Origin of the sequence: Pseudoalteromonas sp. SS15 (assembly GCF_049257195.1) — a bacterium.
Lineage (GTDB): Bacteria > Pseudomonadota > Gammaproteobacteria > Enterobacterales > Alteromonadaceae > Pseudoalteromonas.
In genome coordinates this window covers 1-14,368 of sequence record NZ_JBMMUD010000008.1, presented here as the reverse complement: position 1 = coordinate 14,368, position 14,368 = coordinate 1, and the positions used below count along the sequence as shown (strand labels likewise).

At 40.7% G+C, this 14,368-nt stretch carries 13 protein-coding genes and 4 tRNA genes; 7 read left to right on the top strand and 10 right to left on the bottom strand.

Annotated features, from left to right (window positions below; all coding sequences use genetic code 11):
* Positions 1-51 precede the first annotated feature (51 nt).
* The gene (locus tag AAEU28_RS15965; RefSeq protein ID WP_421965024.1) at positions 52-777 is read left to right on the top strand and encodes a glutathione peroxidase; all 726 of its coding nucleotides are present in this window, start codon (positions 52-54) and stop codon (positions 775-777) included.
* A 130-nt stretch (positions 778-907) separates the two neighbouring features.
* Here the strand turns inward: AAEU28_RS15965 and AAEU28_RS15960 are convergent.
* The 6 genes from AAEU28_RS15960 to dnaQ all read right to left on the bottom strand — a co-directional run bounded on the left by AAEU28_RS15960 (position 908) and on the right by dnaQ (position 3,506).
* Positions 908-984 (bottom strand) — tRNA-Asp (locus AAEU28_RS15960).
* A 52-nt stretch (positions 985-1,036) separates the two neighbouring features.
* Positions 1,037-1,113: transfer RNA gene (locus AAEU28_RS15955), tRNA-Asp, on the bottom strand.
* 27 nt (positions 1,114-1,140) lie between these two features.
* Positions 1,141-1,217 (bottom strand) — tRNA-Asp (locus tag AAEU28_RS15950).
* Between the two features lie 27 nt (positions 1,218-1,244).
* A tRNA-Asp gene (locus AAEU28_RS15945) sits at positions 1,245-1,321 on the bottom strand.
* Between the two features lie 98 nt (positions 1,322-1,419).
* Entirely contained in the window at positions 1,420-2,784 is a 1,365-nt protein-coding gene (locus AAEU28_RS15940) for a TIGR03503 family protein (RefSeq protein WP_421965023.1), read from the bottom strand.
* Between the two features lie 11 nt (positions 2,785-2,795).
* Positions 2,796-3,506, bottom strand: coding sequence for a DNA polymerase III subunit epsilon (gene dnaQ, locus AAEU28_RS15935; protein ID WP_421965022.1), 711 nt, complete (start codon positions 3,504-3,506; stop codon positions 2,796-2,798).
* 70 nt (positions 3,507-3,576) lie between these two features.
* Here dnaQ and rnhA point away from each other — a divergent pair, with 70 nt between their 5' ends.
* Positions 3,577-4,044, top strand: coding sequence for a ribonuclease HI (gene rnhA / locus AAEU28_RS15930; protein WP_138484728.1), 468 nt, complete (start codon positions 3,577-3,579; stop codon positions 4,042-4,044).
* A gap of 9 nt (positions 4,045-4,053) precedes the next feature.
* Here rnhA and AAEU28_RS15925 read toward each other — a convergent pair whose 3' ends face one another.
* A complete protein-coding gene (locus AAEU28_RS15925; protein WP_421965021.1) occupies positions 4,054-4,806 on the bottom strand; it encodes a class I SAM-dependent methyltransferase in 753 nt (250 codons plus the stop codon).
* A gap of 51 nt (positions 4,807-4,857) precedes the next feature.
* Here AAEU28_RS15925 and gloB point away from each other — a divergent pair, with 51 nt between their 5' ends.
* Both gloB and AAEU28_RS15915 read left to right on the top strand, forming a co-directional pair.
* Positions 4,858-5,619: a hydroxyacylglutathione hydrolase gene (gene gloB, locus AAEU28_RS15920; protein WP_421965020.1), complete on the top strand. Its 762-nt coding sequence runs from the start codon at positions 4,858-4,860 to the stop codon at positions 5,617-5,619.
* Between the two features lie 79 nt (positions 5,620-5,698).
* The gene (locus AAEU28_RS15915; protein ID WP_421965019.1) at positions 5,699-7,282 is read left to right on the top strand and encodes a LysM peptidoglycan-binding domain-containing protein; all 1,584 of its coding nucleotides are present in this window, start codon (positions 5,699-5,701) and stop codon (positions 7,280-7,282) included.
* Between the two features lie 42 nt (positions 7,283-7,324).
* On the opposite strand, the gene AAEU28_RS15910 is transcribed toward AAEU28_RS15915, so the two are convergent.
* Both AAEU28_RS15910 and AAEU28_RS15905 read right to left on the bottom strand, forming a co-directional pair.
* Positions 7,325-8,011: a response regulator gene (locus AAEU28_RS15910; RefSeq protein ID WP_421965018.1), complete on the bottom strand. Its 687-nt coding sequence runs from the start codon at positions 8,009-8,011 to the stop codon at positions 7,325-7,327.
* Positions 8,012-9,460 (bottom strand): ATP-binding protein, encoded by a 1,449-nt coding sequence (locus AAEU28_RS15905; protein ID WP_421965017.1) that lies wholly within the window; start codon positions 9,458-9,460, stop codon positions 8,012-8,014.
* A 140-nt stretch (positions 9,461-9,600) separates the two neighbouring features.
* Between AAEU28_RS15905 and AAEU28_RS15900 the strand changes: the two genes are divergently transcribed.
* Entirely contained in the window at positions 9,601-10,302 is a 702-nt protein-coding gene (locus AAEU28_RS15900) for a hypothetical protein (RefSeq protein WP_421965016.1), read from the top strand.
* On the opposite strand, the gene AAEU28_RS15895 is transcribed toward AAEU28_RS15900, so the two are convergent.
* Positions 10,299-11,201, bottom strand: coding sequence for a DMT family transporter (locus AAEU28_RS15895; RefSeq protein ID WP_421965015.1), 903 nt, complete (start codon positions 11,199-11,201; stop codon positions 10,299-10,301). The genes AAEU28_RS15900 and AAEU28_RS15895 overlap by 4 nt on opposite strands.
* 200 nt (positions 11,202-11,401) lie before the next feature.
* On the opposite strand from AAEU28_RS15895, the gene AAEU28_RS15890 reads away from it, so the two are divergent.
* Together AAEU28_RS15890 and AAEU28_RS15885 are read left to right on the top strand one after the other, a co-directional pair.
* Complete coding sequence (locus tag AAEU28_RS15890; protein ID WP_421965014.1) at positions 11,402-11,770, top strand: hypothetical protein; 369 nt, start codon at positions 11,402-11,404, stop codon at positions 11,768-11,770.
* Between the two features lie 55 nt (positions 11,771-11,825).
* Positions 11,826-13,436 carry a methyl-accepting chemotaxis protein gene (locus AAEU28_RS15885; RefSeq protein ID WP_421965013.1) on the top strand — a complete coding sequence of 537 codons (1,611 nt, stop codon included), beginning with the start codon at positions 11,826-11,828 and terminating at the stop codon, positions 13,434-13,436.
* The last annotated feature ends 932 nt before the right edge of the window (positions 13,437-14,368 follow it).

The following is a 14,368-nucleotide window of genomic DNA, read 5'->3' as shown; positions in this document are numbered from 1 at the left end:
TCTAAATGTGCATTATAGATAATAAAGGCATTCAACTATGAGGAAATTAATATGCTAGAAAATCGTGAAGGAAAAACAATACCCTCTGTATCATTTCCTGTGAGAATTGGTAATGACTGGCACACCGTCACTACAGAGCAACTTTTTAAAGGTAAAACCGTTGTTGTGTTCTCTTTACCAGGTGCATTTACACCAACCTGTTCATCGACACACTTACCACGTTATAACGAGCTGGCAAATGCATTCAAACAAAATGGCGTAGATGACATAATTTGTTTATCAGTAAACGATACCTTTGTTATGAACGCTTGGGCGAAAGATCAAGAAGCTGACAACATCACCCTACTCCCTGATGGTAATGGAGAGTTCACGGACGGGATGGGCATGCTTGTCGATAAGGCTGACTTAGGCTTTGGTAAACGAAGCTGGCGTTACTCTATGCTGGTTAAAGATGGTGTTATTGAAAAAATGTTCATTGAGCCTGATGTACCAGGTGATCCTTTCGAAGTTTCGGATGCCGATACCATGCTTGATTACATCAACCCAGAGTGTGAAAAGCCTCAGCCTGTGAGCTTGTTTACCAAACCTGGATGTGGTTATTGTGAGAAAGCTAAGGCACACCTGATCAGTAAAGGTATTCAATTCGAAGAGATTGTATTGGGCCGTGACGCTAGCCTAACAAGTTTAAAAGCGATTTCAGGCCAAGAAACAGTACCGCAAGCATTTATCTCTGGAAAGTATATTGGTGATTCAGAAGCGATTCTGTCGCATTTCTGATTATTGATACAAGTTATTGATAATACTCTATTGAGCGAATTGAATTAAGCTTAAGATAACAAGGAAGTTATTTTACTGTCATTTAAATATAAAGGTTTAGGGTGATAGTGAGATGAATAATCAAAGTGAGTGGCGGAGTGGACGGGACTCGAACCCGCGACCCCCGGCGTGACAGGCCGGTATTCTAACCAACTGAACTACCACTCCGCAGTGGTGGGTATTTATAGAGCCAGTTCTGGTTTGACTCTTAGATATCTAATGGCGGAGTGGACGGGACTCGAACCCGCGACCCCCGGCGTGACAGGCCGGTATTCTAACCAACTGAACTACCACTCCGCAGAGATATCTTATTTTTATTTGCATTGGCGGAGTGGACGGGACTCGAACCCGCGACCCCCGGCGTGACAGGCCGGTATTCTAACCAACTGAACTACCACTCCAGCGCGACTTACAAATTTTAGAATAATTGGCGGAGTGGACGGGACTCGAACCCGCGACCCCCGGCGTGACAGGCCGGTATTCTAACCAACTGAACTACCACTCCGCTTTATTCTTGTTGTCAGGTTGCTCCCTGACAGCGGCGTGAATAATACGAATCGACCTGTTTAGAGTCAACTGTTTTTTTTAAAAAAACTGTCTTTTTTAGTCTCCATCCATAGAAAGGTTCAAAATATCACCTGATTTGTTGTTTTTTGAACCATTCGGATCATTTGCGTTATCTTTGTCGCCATCCTGTTCTGTTGTCGACTGCTTTTTCTTGAATGACGGTAATTTAATTTTCAGCTTAATTGGCTTCTTCTGAACGAAGATTCTGATCACCAACCAACCAATTAACATAATAAAAATATTTCCAACAGCGATAATGCCTATTAAAGCGCCGGTACTCAATGTCGGCTCAGGCTCTGGGGGAGGTAATTTAGCAAGTAAAGGGTTTACTTTTGGCGCTTGTAACTCAGGCACCTTCTCAATTGGCCTTTCAATCTCAAAGTTATACATAGGTAACTTAGCCATAAACTCTCGATCATTGATATTTTCACCAAAGACAGAAAACTCGATTTGATAGCGACCCCAATCGTAATTACTTACTTCTAATTTGCGGTAAAGACGTGCTTCTGGGTTAATCGTAAAGATTTGCTCTTCGCCGTTTGGATAAAATATCTTGCCTTGAAAAATAACCGTTTCAGGTTTAATGATATTTTGATCTAACTTAATCAACAGTTCATGACTGGCTGTAGCATTGCTGGCGAGCGTCAAATCAAACTCAAAGGGTGGCTCTGCAATAACGATAGGCGCTTGTACCACCCTTCGTTTAAGAATGGGCGTTTCAATATAGAACTCTGGTTGCCACTCACCGGCAGGAAAAACAAGTTTAAATTCTCCGGTAAAAATTCCATCCATCGGTCTTTCATCAAATTCGCGACCATCATCTTTAAATTCGGTCACGCTTTGTGTGCCCGCCCCAAAATTGTCATATTGATCATTGTTGGTACTCACGAACTCAACAATTAGACTGACCACATCACGAAAATAGCCGACATCGATAGGCTTATCATCGTTCATTACTTGACCAGTCACTTTGAGAGTTTCTCCCCTAAACATCAATTTAGGTAATGGCTCTACCACCAGCTCAATGTCACCTAACACCATAATTCGGCTATCGGGCTGCACCCTACCTATTACCTGCCAAGGACCTGGCGTTGGGTTTTCTATGGTAATAAGGTCGTAGCTTGCTTCATCGTACCACTCTAGCATTTCATCTTTCATAGCATGATGCGCGTAGTATTTACTGCCATCAGGTTTGACTAAGATAACCGCCGGTGAACCAGGCTTTCGAAAGAAAAGCAGTGTTATTTTTTCGACTTTATGATCAATACGGAAGCGGTTATCTAATAGCGGAACTTCATTTACTTTGCGATTATTCTTCAACAACGTAATAGATGGGGTTGTTGTGAGTGCAATACATTCATGAACAAACAATAAGAGCAGCACTAACAATAATCGCTTCATATAAATTTACCTTAATTTAGTTGCCAAAGAGTCTCGCCATTTTTATTAACGACTTTTAGCCTTTCTTCATGCGCTATTACTTCATCGGCAGAAGCTTTAACAACTTTAAGTGCCGGACGGTTATCAGCCAAACGTCTAATACTGGTGTTATCAGTTTGCGATGTGTCTTCGGTATTATTCGCCAAGTTCATTTTTACTTGACCACCCGTCATCGCTAAATAAACATCAGCTAAAATCTCGGAATCCAGTAATGCGCCGTGCAGTGTACGTTTTGAATTATCGATGTCATAACGTCGGCACAATGCATCTAGGCTATTCTTCTGACCTGGGTGCAGATTTCTTGCCATAACAAGGGTATCTAGCACCTCACAATAGTCATGGGTGTTTGGGTAGCCTTGCTGTAACAGCGCAAATTCGTTATCCATAAAGCCAACGTCGAACGGTGCGTTATGAATAATGAGCTCAGCCCCTTTAATATACTCAAAGAACTCTTGCGCTACTTGATGATAAAGTGGCTTATCTCTCAGAAATTCATTGGTAATACCGTGGACATCGATTGCCTCCTCTTCAATATCACGCTGAGGGTTGATGTACACATGAAAGTTATTACCTGTTAAACGGCGGTTAATGAGTTCAACACACCCAATTTCAATGATCCTATGACCTGCTTTCGGATCGATACCAGTGGTTTCAGTATCTAAGACTATTTGTCTCTTTAACATATCGTCTGCCTGTTAACTTTGCTATTGTTAGCAACTAATCACTTTATTCTACATAAAAACAGGCTAATTCGTGCAAAAAAGCGTAGAGATTTATACCGATGGTTCATGTTTAGGCAATCCCGGACCTGGTGGGTATGGCATTTATCTTCATTATCAAGGCCATGAAAAAACGCTTTCTCAAGGCTATAAGCTCACTACTAATAATAGAATGGAGATGCTCGCCGCCATTGTTGCACTCGAAACTCTAAAACGCCCTTGCACAGTCGTGTTACATACTGACAGTCAATATGTTAAACAAGGCATCGAGTCTTGGGTTGCAGGTTGGAAAAAGCGTAACTGGCTTACTTCCGCAAAAAAGCCAGTTAAAAACGTTGATTTATGGAAGCGCCTCGATGAGGCCTGTCAAAGACATGACATAGAGTGGCGTTGGGTAAAAGGTCACAGTGGCAATAAATATAATGAAATCGTAGATGACTTGGCCAGAGAAGCGGCGGGTAGTTCAAAACTGCTTGAAGATGAAGGATATCAAGCAGCTTAAATTTTGTTGTTAATTAGACTTGTCTCGAGTTTGTCTAAGCCCCGCATTTTTAACCGCAGGTGCCCATTTGGGCCTTGCGTGCCACTTAGGTTTAATTGGTGTTAAAGGTGCGACCCGCTTTCGTGCCACCAGCATATAACAGCTACCCATGGGCTTTAAATAATGACGGCAAAAACGCCGCCAAGGCGCAAAACGGGATAAACGGCTGCCACGAGCCAACGACGCATAGACAAAGCGCTCATCACTGATTATTTCGAACCCCAATAAATCTAACCAATCTTTTACTCGAGCAGGGGTAAAAAAGCGCCCTGACCACGGCAGCTTTTGTGAGCTAAACGGCAATAAATTCGCTAATCCACATAAGCTAAACGGGTTAAACCCTGAAATAACCAAGTAGCCACCAGGAATTAAAGTACGATGTGCTTCGCGCAGAATGTGATGAGGATCACTTTCATATTCTAAGCTGTGAGCCAGCACACATACATCGACACTGTGCTCCGAAAAAGGCAGTTCATCAATTTCAGCAACCACACTGGTTTTCTTACATTGATGAGGAGATACATTCACTTGATGAGGGATCACACATTTTGATGTATCAAGTTGTCCACTTAATGAGCCTAGTTTAAGTAAGTGATATCCAAACATCCTCGGTAACCAAGCTTTCATTCTTCGCTCTAAACCGACTTTTATATAATCGCCATGTGGAAATTCAGACCAAGTTAATGGTTTTGGTCCAGACCGAAAACTTAATGCTGGTTTCATTATTGATGCTCGTTATACTAAACCCATCTACACTTTATAGAGCAAATACTTATGGTGCAAGTTGATCCAATTAAAGCTTTTTCTGATAACTATATCTGGGCGTTGAAACAAGAAAATAAAGTCTGGGTTGTTGACCCTGGGCAAGCTGAACCTGTATTTGATTATTTAAAACAAACTCACACAACGCTGGCCGGTATCCTAATCACCCACCATCACTGGGATCATACCAATGGCGTTGAGGCTTTACTTCAAGTATTCAAAAACATTCCTGTTTATGGCCCTGCTCACTCCCCTTTTGAAGGTATCTCACACAAATTAAATGACAGTGATGAAATAACCATTGCTGATACAAACTTTAAAATCATCTCAACCCCAGGGCATACCTTAGATCACATTTGTTATATGAATGATGCTTTTTGCTTTACTGGCGATACCTTGTTTAGTGCAGGCTGTGGCCGATTATTCGAAGGTGATGCTGAAATGATGTGGCATTCTTTAGAAAAGTTTACCGAATATAGTGATAACACGCTTATCTACTGCACCCATGAATACACGCAAGCCAACCTTAAATTTGCTTTAGCTGTTGAACCTAACAATGCAAATTTATTAGCGTATGTCGAAAAAATACAAAAGCTTCGAGATGATAATCAACCAAGTTTACCGACACATTTTGGCCTTGAGCGGGCTGTAAATCCCTTTTTAAGAGCCTCTGAAGAAAATAGCCTTGTACATGTACCTAAGCATTTAATTCAAGATACAAATGAAAACTGGCAAAAATTTGCAGCTTTAAGGGCTTGGAAAGATGAATTTTAACCAAGTTACCATGTGATTACTTTAAATAACGCAAGAGAATCTGTAGAATCGAGCGGTTTTTGCTCGAATATGAATCACTATGAAAAAGTCTGCAAGTTTAGTTTTAACGCTCTCGTTGTTAACGGGTTGTCAAACCCTAACTGACACACCAAAAGATCAATCAGAGATCACCAATACGGCTGCTAATGAAAACCTAGCAAGCCCTTTAGATATTAGCGAAGCGCTTGCTAATTCAATCACAGAGCCAGTAGAAGCAGACGAACCGGCTCCTGTATTCGATGATGTATGGGAACGTATTCGTTACCAACTCTCAATTCCAGTGCCGCAAAACCGCCCTGTTGTGGCTGAGAGGAACTATTATCAACGCCATCAAAAATATCTAGACCGTATATCAAAGCGTGCAGAGCCGTATTTATATTTTATTGTTGAAGAAGTAGAAAAACGCCAAATCCCGATCGAGATAGCTTTACTCCCCATCGTTGAAAGTGCGTTCGACCCATTTGGTTATTCGCATAGAAGCGCGTCAGGTATCTGGCAGTTTATGCCCCAAACGGGAGAGCGTTTTAACTTACATCAGAATTGGTGGTATGACGGTCGCCGAGACATAGTACAGTCAACGCGTGCTGCTTTAGACTATTTGAGTTACCTGCATAAAACCTTAGAGGGTGATTGGCTGAATGCCATTGCAGCATACAACTCAGGTGAAGGGCGCGTCTTAAAAGCCATCAGAAAGAATCGTAAAAAGCATTTACCAACTGACTTTTGGTCGCTTGATTTACCAAGAGAAACGACGGCTTACGTGCCAAAGTTATTAGCGTTATCAGATCTATTAAAACGACAAGAAGAGTTCAATGTCACTTGGAAGCCAATTATTAATGCGCAGGTAGTTGAGATTGTCGATGTCGGCTCACAAATTGATTTAGCGCTTGCCGCTGACATGGCTGATTTAAGCCTCACTGAATTATACCGTTTAAACCCAGGGTTTAACCGTTGGGCAACCGCACCTGATGGTCCACATCAATTACTGATCCCCAGTGATAAAGCGGATGCATTTAAAAACAAACTCGCACAAACACCAGTGAAAGACAGATTGCGTTGGCAATACTACACGGTGAAACGCGGTGACACTCTATCTGTGATTGCTAAAAAGTTTTCGACGAGCAGTAAAACCATTCAATCTCTTAATAAGCTTGATACCCACATTATCCGTGTTAACCAAAAGCTGCTTGTTCCCCTAAGCGATGGAAAAATAAATAGTGAGCACTTACCTAAATCTGTCAGAGTTGCCGCGAATAAGTCTACCCGAGCTAAAAAAACACATACGGTGAAATCTGGTGACACACTGTGGGATATCAGCCGAGAGTATGATGTAACAGTAAAGCAACTTGCTAACTGGAATAAGCTAAAAACCAACAGCGTATTAAAGCTCGGCCAAAAGCTCACTATTTATCAAACAAAAGAAGCAAGCAAACCTACCGGATTAGTTTCTACCACCCGAACCATTACTTACAAGGTTAGACGTGGTGATTCCTTAGCCCGTATTGCTTCTAAGTTTAACTTAACGGTAAAAGAAATTGTCGAGTGGAATAACTTATCTGGGCAAAAATATCTTCAGCCGGGGCAAAAGTTAAAGCTAAAAGTCGATGTAAAACGCACGTCTTAAAAGATGTACTAAAAAGAAAAGCACCCAAGGGTGCTTTTCTTTTTAGATAGGCTCGAACTTATAGCCGGCTCCATAAATCGAGTGAATAAAATTGGCTTCAGGTGCAATGCTTTGTAATTTTTTACGAAGTTTCTTGATGTGACTATCAACCGTTCTATCGCTCACAATCCGGTCGTCTGAATAAATATGATCCATCAGTTTATCACGACTGAAAATACGCCCTGGGTGCACATACATGGCTTTAAGCAAAAGAAACTCAACGTGTGTGAGTGCAATGCTTTCATTGTTGAACCTTGCCATAAATGTTTGCTCATCAACTTCTAAGCCATGAAGAGCTTCTTGGTTTTGCTCTGCAATATAATTTACTCGACGCATAATAGCTTTTACCCTGGCTACAACTTCTCTTGGGCTATATGGCTTACAGACATAATCATCCGCACCAACTTCAAGACCAATCAGCCTATCAATTTCTTCAACCTTAGCTGTCGTCATAATGATGGGTATCTGGCTTTGAGCCCTGATCTGCTTACACAAAGTTATACCATCAACGTTAGGTAACATGATATCTAACAGCACCATACAAGGCTTATAGCGCTCAAATGCTGTCATTACTTCGCCACCATCAGTAACGACATGACATTCAAAGCCTGAAGCTGATAAGTATTTTGCTAAAATCGCAGCCAGCTTTTCTTCATCTTCAACAATAAGGACCGAATCTGCAGTCACCATTTAATTTTCCTTATATTTGAATTCTATCGTCAATTTTAATCCACCAAGCTTACTTTGCTCTGCGTGAACTTCGCCATTATGCGCCATAATAATATTCTGGCATATCGCCAAACCAAGCCCTGAACCACCTGTTTTACGGTTTCTGGCTGAGTCTGTTCTGTACAGTCTATCAAAAAGGTGTGACAGCTGTTCAGAGCCTACTCCTGGGCTGCTATCTTGCCATATAACTTGGACTCCTTGCCCAATTCTGTTCACCTTAATATCTAACATTCCCTTGTTTTCTGACGATGCATCAGTATAGCGTAATGTGTTCTGCAATAAGTTATCGAATAACTGTCCCATACGATGTGCATCACAGAACAAGAAGCACCTGGGGCTGAAATCAAACTGCAAATCAAAGTGACTCAGTTCACTCTTTCTTTTTTCAAGACTGCGCTCTATGAGTTCAGGCAACACCATTTGTGACTTTTCATAGGACAACGACCCTCTATCTGACATCGAAAGCTGGTGAAGATCGTTTACTAATTTGGTAAGTCGCATGATCTCTTCATGCAATGAATCAAGTTGCGCTTCATCAGCTTCTATGACACCGTCAATCATGCCCTCGATTTCAGCTTTAATCACCGCAATTGGGGTTCTTAATTCATGAGAAATATCAGCTATCCAACGTTGTCTAGCAGTCAAATTTTCAGCCAATGTCTTTGCTAGCAAATTCATGTCACTTTCAAGTTGACCTAATTCATCTCTGCGAATGATTTGTTTTGATAACGAGTAATCCCCACTGGTGAGGTTCTTTGTTCTTTGCCTTAGTGCAAGTATTGGCCTAACTAAATATTTACTAAAAGGGATAGACAGTAAAAAGGTCACCACAAAAGCAATAATAGCAATAACAACAAAGTGTTGACGCTGCTGCTTAGCAAATAGTGTTTCAAACTTTCCCGTTACCATTGAGCCATTTTCAACACCTATGTACCCTAACTTTTGCTCTTTTTTATCTGGCCAATAAACAGGTAACCAGAGTGCGTCCTTAACTATAGATGACCTTCCTACCAATAATGTACCATCTGGAGCTTTGAAAAATAGCTTGTCTGACGGTCCCCTGCCTCTTCGCTCTCCTCGAGGAGGTGGGCGCATATCTTTGCTAGGCTTTGGACGTTTTTTAGGTAAGGCCTCATTGGCAGCACTTACTTGATGGTAAGTTCGCATTAAGTTTTTCCAATGTGGTGATCTTCTATCTAGCCAGTCAACATTCTGTTGCGTTTCCATTGTTTGTTGGAAGGCTTCAATGACTGGCTCTAGACGCGCTTTAGTTTGACTTTGTACATAGTCAGAAAAGCTTTTATCAAATGCTATCTGATTAGCAACAAATATAGCCAACACCAATGTTGAATTAGCTAAAAGCAGCATAATTAATATTTTTATGCGAATAGGTAATCTAAGCGTCTTCATTTTAACTTCAAGAAATTGACTCAAGATCATGTTCTGCCATGAATGTGTAAATAATGTGGAAGTAACAGGCGCAGTTTGTTCTTTTCCTAAGCCCCGAATTTGCTACTATAAAACTAAATTTAAAAAAGATCCCGAATACAGTGCAAAACCAAACACTTCAGAGAGTCATTTCTTATATAAAGTCACAACAAGTAGATAAATTGCCTGAGTTTTATAGCCAACTTAGCGACTCTGATTGCGTGATTGTATTAAAGTTCTGTTTCGAGCAGGCAATAAAGAACCAAGAGACCTACATATTCTTTCAAGACCTTTGCAAACAGCTAATTACAACAAAAGAAGTACTTCCTGAAGGGCTGATCACTGGCATTAATACATTAGATCGACTGGCATTTTTCTCGAATGCACTCACTGAAATTGAGGGCTATAAGCAAGCCAACAGGCAAGGCAACACGGTTATTCATGCGCTTTGCTCTAACGCTCAGCAAACTGAATGGCCGTTTAACTTTTTAAGGTCTCTTATGCTATTTGAAAGAAATGAATCACTTGCTCACGCTCTCGGGCATAAGAATAATCAAAGCATGCGCCCTATCGATTGTTATCTTGCATTTAATCATAACTTAGCCAAATTGCCCGATCATGAGTTTTCTGCTCTCTTAGCCCTTATTGAAATACAGTCAAAAACGTCTCAGCAAAGCGAACCGGGTCTGTTACATGCGATATGTCAATTTTTAGTTAAAGAAAAAGTAAATGAACAGCTAGACAATGCGCATCAACGCGTATTACTCATCGCTAGCTGTTTTCAGACACGCGTTGAAACCGTGTGCACACTTTTGAAGATTTAGGCCTTTTCAACCGCTTCTAACTTATTTCGTTTGATGTACTTATCACCAAACTGGTAAAGAAATAAGCTAAGCAATATCATAGTGCCGCCAATTAAAAGCGATGACGTTAAAACTTCATCATTCAGTAACGCGCCCAGACTTACCGCAAAAACAGGGGTGATCAAAGTCGTCAAGGCAACTGTACTTGCCGGTAACTTTTGCAGTACATGAAAATAGGCTAAGAATCCTAACAATGAACCAAACAGTGCTAAGTAACCCGTCGCTAAAATCGACTTCATCTGCCATTGCTGATAATTAATCTCACCACCTGCTGCTAACCAAATCATTGCAAAAACAGGCGTTACAAATGCTAAGGCCCCGAGTGTTGTTGCCATTGGGTGGATAGCGATTGGTACTGTTTTGATCATTACGCCACTCAAACTAAAACTTGTTACAGCCATGAGCACATAGATAATCCCTTCTACAGGCACATCCAATTGCTGGATTTGCGTTTTACACACTAAAAACAAGCCGAGTATTGAGAACAATAAGGCAATTAGTTTAACTGGCGTAAAAGCGTGTTCAGATAGTATTTTTTGTGCAAATAAACCCGAGATTATTGGCGCAAGGCCAAAGACCAGAGAGATCACACCGGAAGGCACAGTCTGAGCTGCTAAATAACTTAAAAGCATGCCCACCACAATACCAGCAGCAGAATAGAAATATAACAGGCAGGACTTCTTAGACCACGGCACATGTATTTTTAGAATAAACACAGTAACGATGGCAAGCACCAAAGCAATCAACATACGTAGAAAAACACTTAATGTCGGTGGCATGCTCTCTGCGCTCCAGACAATACCAAGTGGTGTTGTTGACCAAACTAAGATCACAAATAAATACGACCCCTGCACGGGCATAACTTTTCCTTGGGAATAAAACATTGAAGAGGGCGAAATTATACTGATTAAAATACTTAAATGTTATCGGTACATTGGTCTTATCAAACAGTTTTATGTAACGATACATTAATGAAGATAATAACTGCTTTAATCAACATATACATCTGATAGACATATCTGCAATTTTTCATATCATGAGCCCTTTATTCGGAGGAACCATGACAATTATCGTCTATATCATCACCGCTGTTCTTATCAAACTATCAATTCTTGGCTTAGGTATGTTATCCATTATTACTGCTTTTGTTGGTTTGCTACTTTTAAAAGTCATGAACAAAAAACTTTCAGAGTTGTTGATAATTAGGTTTAGTAAAAAGTTTAAAATAGGACTTTGGGGGCACATCAGCGTTTACATTGCTTTTATCGGAAAAATGATATTTATTGACGACTTGAGTGATGTTCCTGCCTTTCTAGCCAGTCATCTCATTATTCACCATGTAGCAAGCGGCTTTATTGCTGCGACTTTAATAATTATGAGCCTAAGAACTTATAACCAGCTTCAAGTAAGTAACTTGAATTCGAATTAGACAAAATAAAGAATGTCACTCACACTTTTAGAACCAAAATCTAATGGTGAGTGGTATGAACATAAAAAGCAAAGTTACGTTGCCGGTTATCATTGGCATTATATGCATACTAGCTTCAAGCACATTCAGTATTATAAAGTTAGAGTTTTTAATATGGGATTATCATAATCTAGTTAATAAAGAACAACAACGCCTCACATTAATTGCTGATACTGAATCAGCTTTTAAAAACCAAGTACAGGCATGGAAAAATACTTTACTAAGGAGTGACACTAAATATTGGAATGAGTTTTTATCACACCACAAGAGTGTTCAAGAAAGCCTGTTAAAGCTAGCTAATATTAAAGATAGTAATACCTGGGCAACAAGCGCATTGAAGAACCATGACACACTATTAAAAGATTATGAAGAAGCTTATAAAGAATTTAAGCAGACAAACTCTCACCAAAGTGCAGACAATCTAGTCAGAGGTATTGATAGAGGCTTTGCTGAGCAGCTCAAGATAAAAAGACATAAAACACAGATCGAATTCTCTAAAAATCAAATAGCCATAGAAGAAAAACAAACCACTGTTATGACGGTTTACCCTCTTATAGCTTTGTTCGTTGCTTTCTGCAGCATTCTTACCATCCTATTTCTTATCCAAAAAACCATTATTAACCCACTTAAATCACTAATTGAAAAAACCATTGAAGTCTCCAAGGGTAAGTATGACATCCATATGGAATACCCATATCAGGATGAAATTGGTCAATTGAGCCTTGCTATCAGCGAAATTAAAAACCATATAGTTGAAGCTGTCTCAAACATATCGGTAGTAAAGCGTGAAGTAGAAGACGCTTTTAGCGCCATAGATAATGTGAGTATTGAGATAAGCAAAGGTTCTGAAGAGCAATTAGCATGTTCTGAAACAATGGAAAACACCATAAACGGCCTTTCTGAAATAGCCATACGTTTACAATCATTGACCCAACAGGCATTACAGTCGACCACCCTGGTCACTCAAAAAGCCAATAATTGCGGCGATACAATGGAACTATCCGCAAATAGTATGCAGGTGCTTGTTAAAGAGGTTGAGAGTACATCTCTAGTCATAGAATCTTTAGAATCAAAGGCTGCAAGTGTCAGTAGTGTACTCGACATGATTGGCTCTATTGCTGAACAAACTAACCTTCTTGCCTTGAACGCCGCAATAGAAGCTGCAAGAGCAGGAGAAGCAGGAAGAGGCTTTGCCGTCGTTGCTGACGAAGTGCGAAGCCTCGCTTCTAAAACACAACAATCTACATTGAGTATCACGTCTGTTATAGATGAACTTCAAGCTGTTTCAAAACAAGCCGTAACAGCAATGCAGCATGAGATAACGATAACAACCGAAAACGCAGAAAAAAATAAAGATGCACAGCTTGCTCTCACAGAAATACTTCAAGAAATGGAGCAAATGACCAACTTGAATCAACAAGTCACTGATTCTGCAACTGAACAAACAGAAATAGCTCAGACACTTCATCAAACACTTCTGCAACTTCAGGTTATATCCAACAATTATAAAGAGCTAGCTCAAAGCGATAATGTTTCACGAACTGTTGCAAATGCAAATAGAGATTTAACTAAAATGGTTGAAGACCTTCGAGGCAACCTATCCCATCAGGAAGCTGAACTTTTCTAGGGGAGGTGCAAAGTTTTGACGGCAATGAGCAAAGCAGGTCCATTTGCTTTGCGCAAGTAAATAGTGCGAAAGGTTTATGACAAGCGCGTAGCGCTTACATTCTTTTCGCGCAAGGGTGACGAATGACCGAAACGAAGTTTCGCAGCATGAGGAAGTGAGCGCATGGATGCGCGAAGGGCACTACTTCAAGGATGAATTAGCAAACGAGGTTTATCTACATGGAAACTGATTCAACAAGAAAAGACGAAGTACTGTGAAGGTTGCTCACTTCACCTTGCGCTAACGTGCAAGATTAGCGACTGCGAACGCAGTGAGAGCGCTTCTTTTGCGCAAGGTGAGATAAACCAGTTTAGCTGATGATGAGGGCGTCTATATTAAGCTCGGTGAAGGCTGCTCACTTCACCTTGCGCAGAAGTTTCCGCTTTATCACTTCGTGATGCGAAAATTCTGCACTACAAACGAAAAAAACCCGCTGCATTGCTGCAACGGTTTTTTTTAATTGTCCGGGGCAACCTTTGCTGGCAATATTCTACTTTCACATGGACGAAATGAGACCGAAGCGTAGCTTCGCAGTTCATTGAGATGAGTGCATGGAGGCACGATGGGACCCAGCTTCATGGATGAATAGGCGAACGAGGTTTATCTACATACAAACTGATTTAACAAGTAAAAATGAACTAATGTGAAGTTAGCTATTTTAGCTATTGCAAAGGGACTTAAAGCAAAAAAGCCCGACTCTTTCTAATCGGGCTTTCTTTAAATAGGTGCTTGGCAATGTTCTACTTTCACATGGGAGACCAAGCTGGCCACGCCCACACAATCATCGACGCTGTTTCGTTTCACTTCTGAGTTCGGCATGGGCGGGGCTGGCCTTCCAGTCAGGTGGTTCCAAAATGCCTCCTACCACACTAATTTTAGCCATAAAAGCAAAA

Excerpts from the sequence above, each read along its gene's own strand:
- AAEU28_RS15965 (WP_421965024.1), top strand. The coding sequence starts at position 52 with ATGCTAGAAAATCGTGAAGGAAAAACAATACCCTCTGTATCATTTCCT.
- AAEU28_RS15940 (WP_421965023.1), bottom strand. The coding sequence starts at position 2,784 with ATGAAGCGATTATTGTTAGTGCTGCTCTTATTGTTTGTTCATGAATGT.
- dnaQ (WP_421965022.1), bottom strand. The coding sequence starts at position 3,506 with ATGTTAAAGAGACAAATAGTCTTAGATACTGAAACCACTGGTATCGAT.
- AAEU28_RS15925 (WP_421965021.1), bottom strand. The coding sequence starts at position 4,806 with ATGAAACCAGCATTAAGTTTTCGGTCTGGACCAAAACCATTAACTTGG.
- gloB (WP_421965020.1), top strand. The coding sequence starts at position 4,858 with ATGGTGCAAGTTGATCCAATTAAAGCTTTTTCTGATAACTATATCTGG.
- AAEU28_RS15915 (WP_421965019.1), top strand. The coding sequence starts at position 5,699 with ATGAAAAAGTCTGCAAGTTTAGTTTTAACGCTCTCGTTGTTAACGGGT.
- AAEU28_RS15910 (WP_421965018.1), bottom strand. The coding sequence starts at position 8,011 with ATGGTGACTGCAGATTCGGTCCTTATTGTTGAAGATGAAGAAAAGCTG.
- AAEU28_RS15905 (WP_421965017.1), bottom strand. The coding sequence starts at position 9,460 with ATGAAGACGCTTAGATTACCTATTCGCATAAAAATATTAATTATGCTG.
- AAEU28_RS15895 (WP_421965015.1), bottom strand. The coding sequence starts at position 11,201 with ATGCCCGTGCAGGGGTCGTATTTATTTGTGATCTTAGTTTGGTCAACA.
- AAEU28_RS15890 (WP_421965014.1), top strand. The coding sequence starts at position 11,402 with ATGACAATTATCGTCTATATCATCACCGCTGTTCTTATCAAACTATCA.
- AAEU28_RS15885 (WP_421965013.1), top strand. The coding sequence starts at position 11,826 with ATGAACATAAAAAGCAAAGTTACGTTGCCGGTTATCATTGGCATTATA.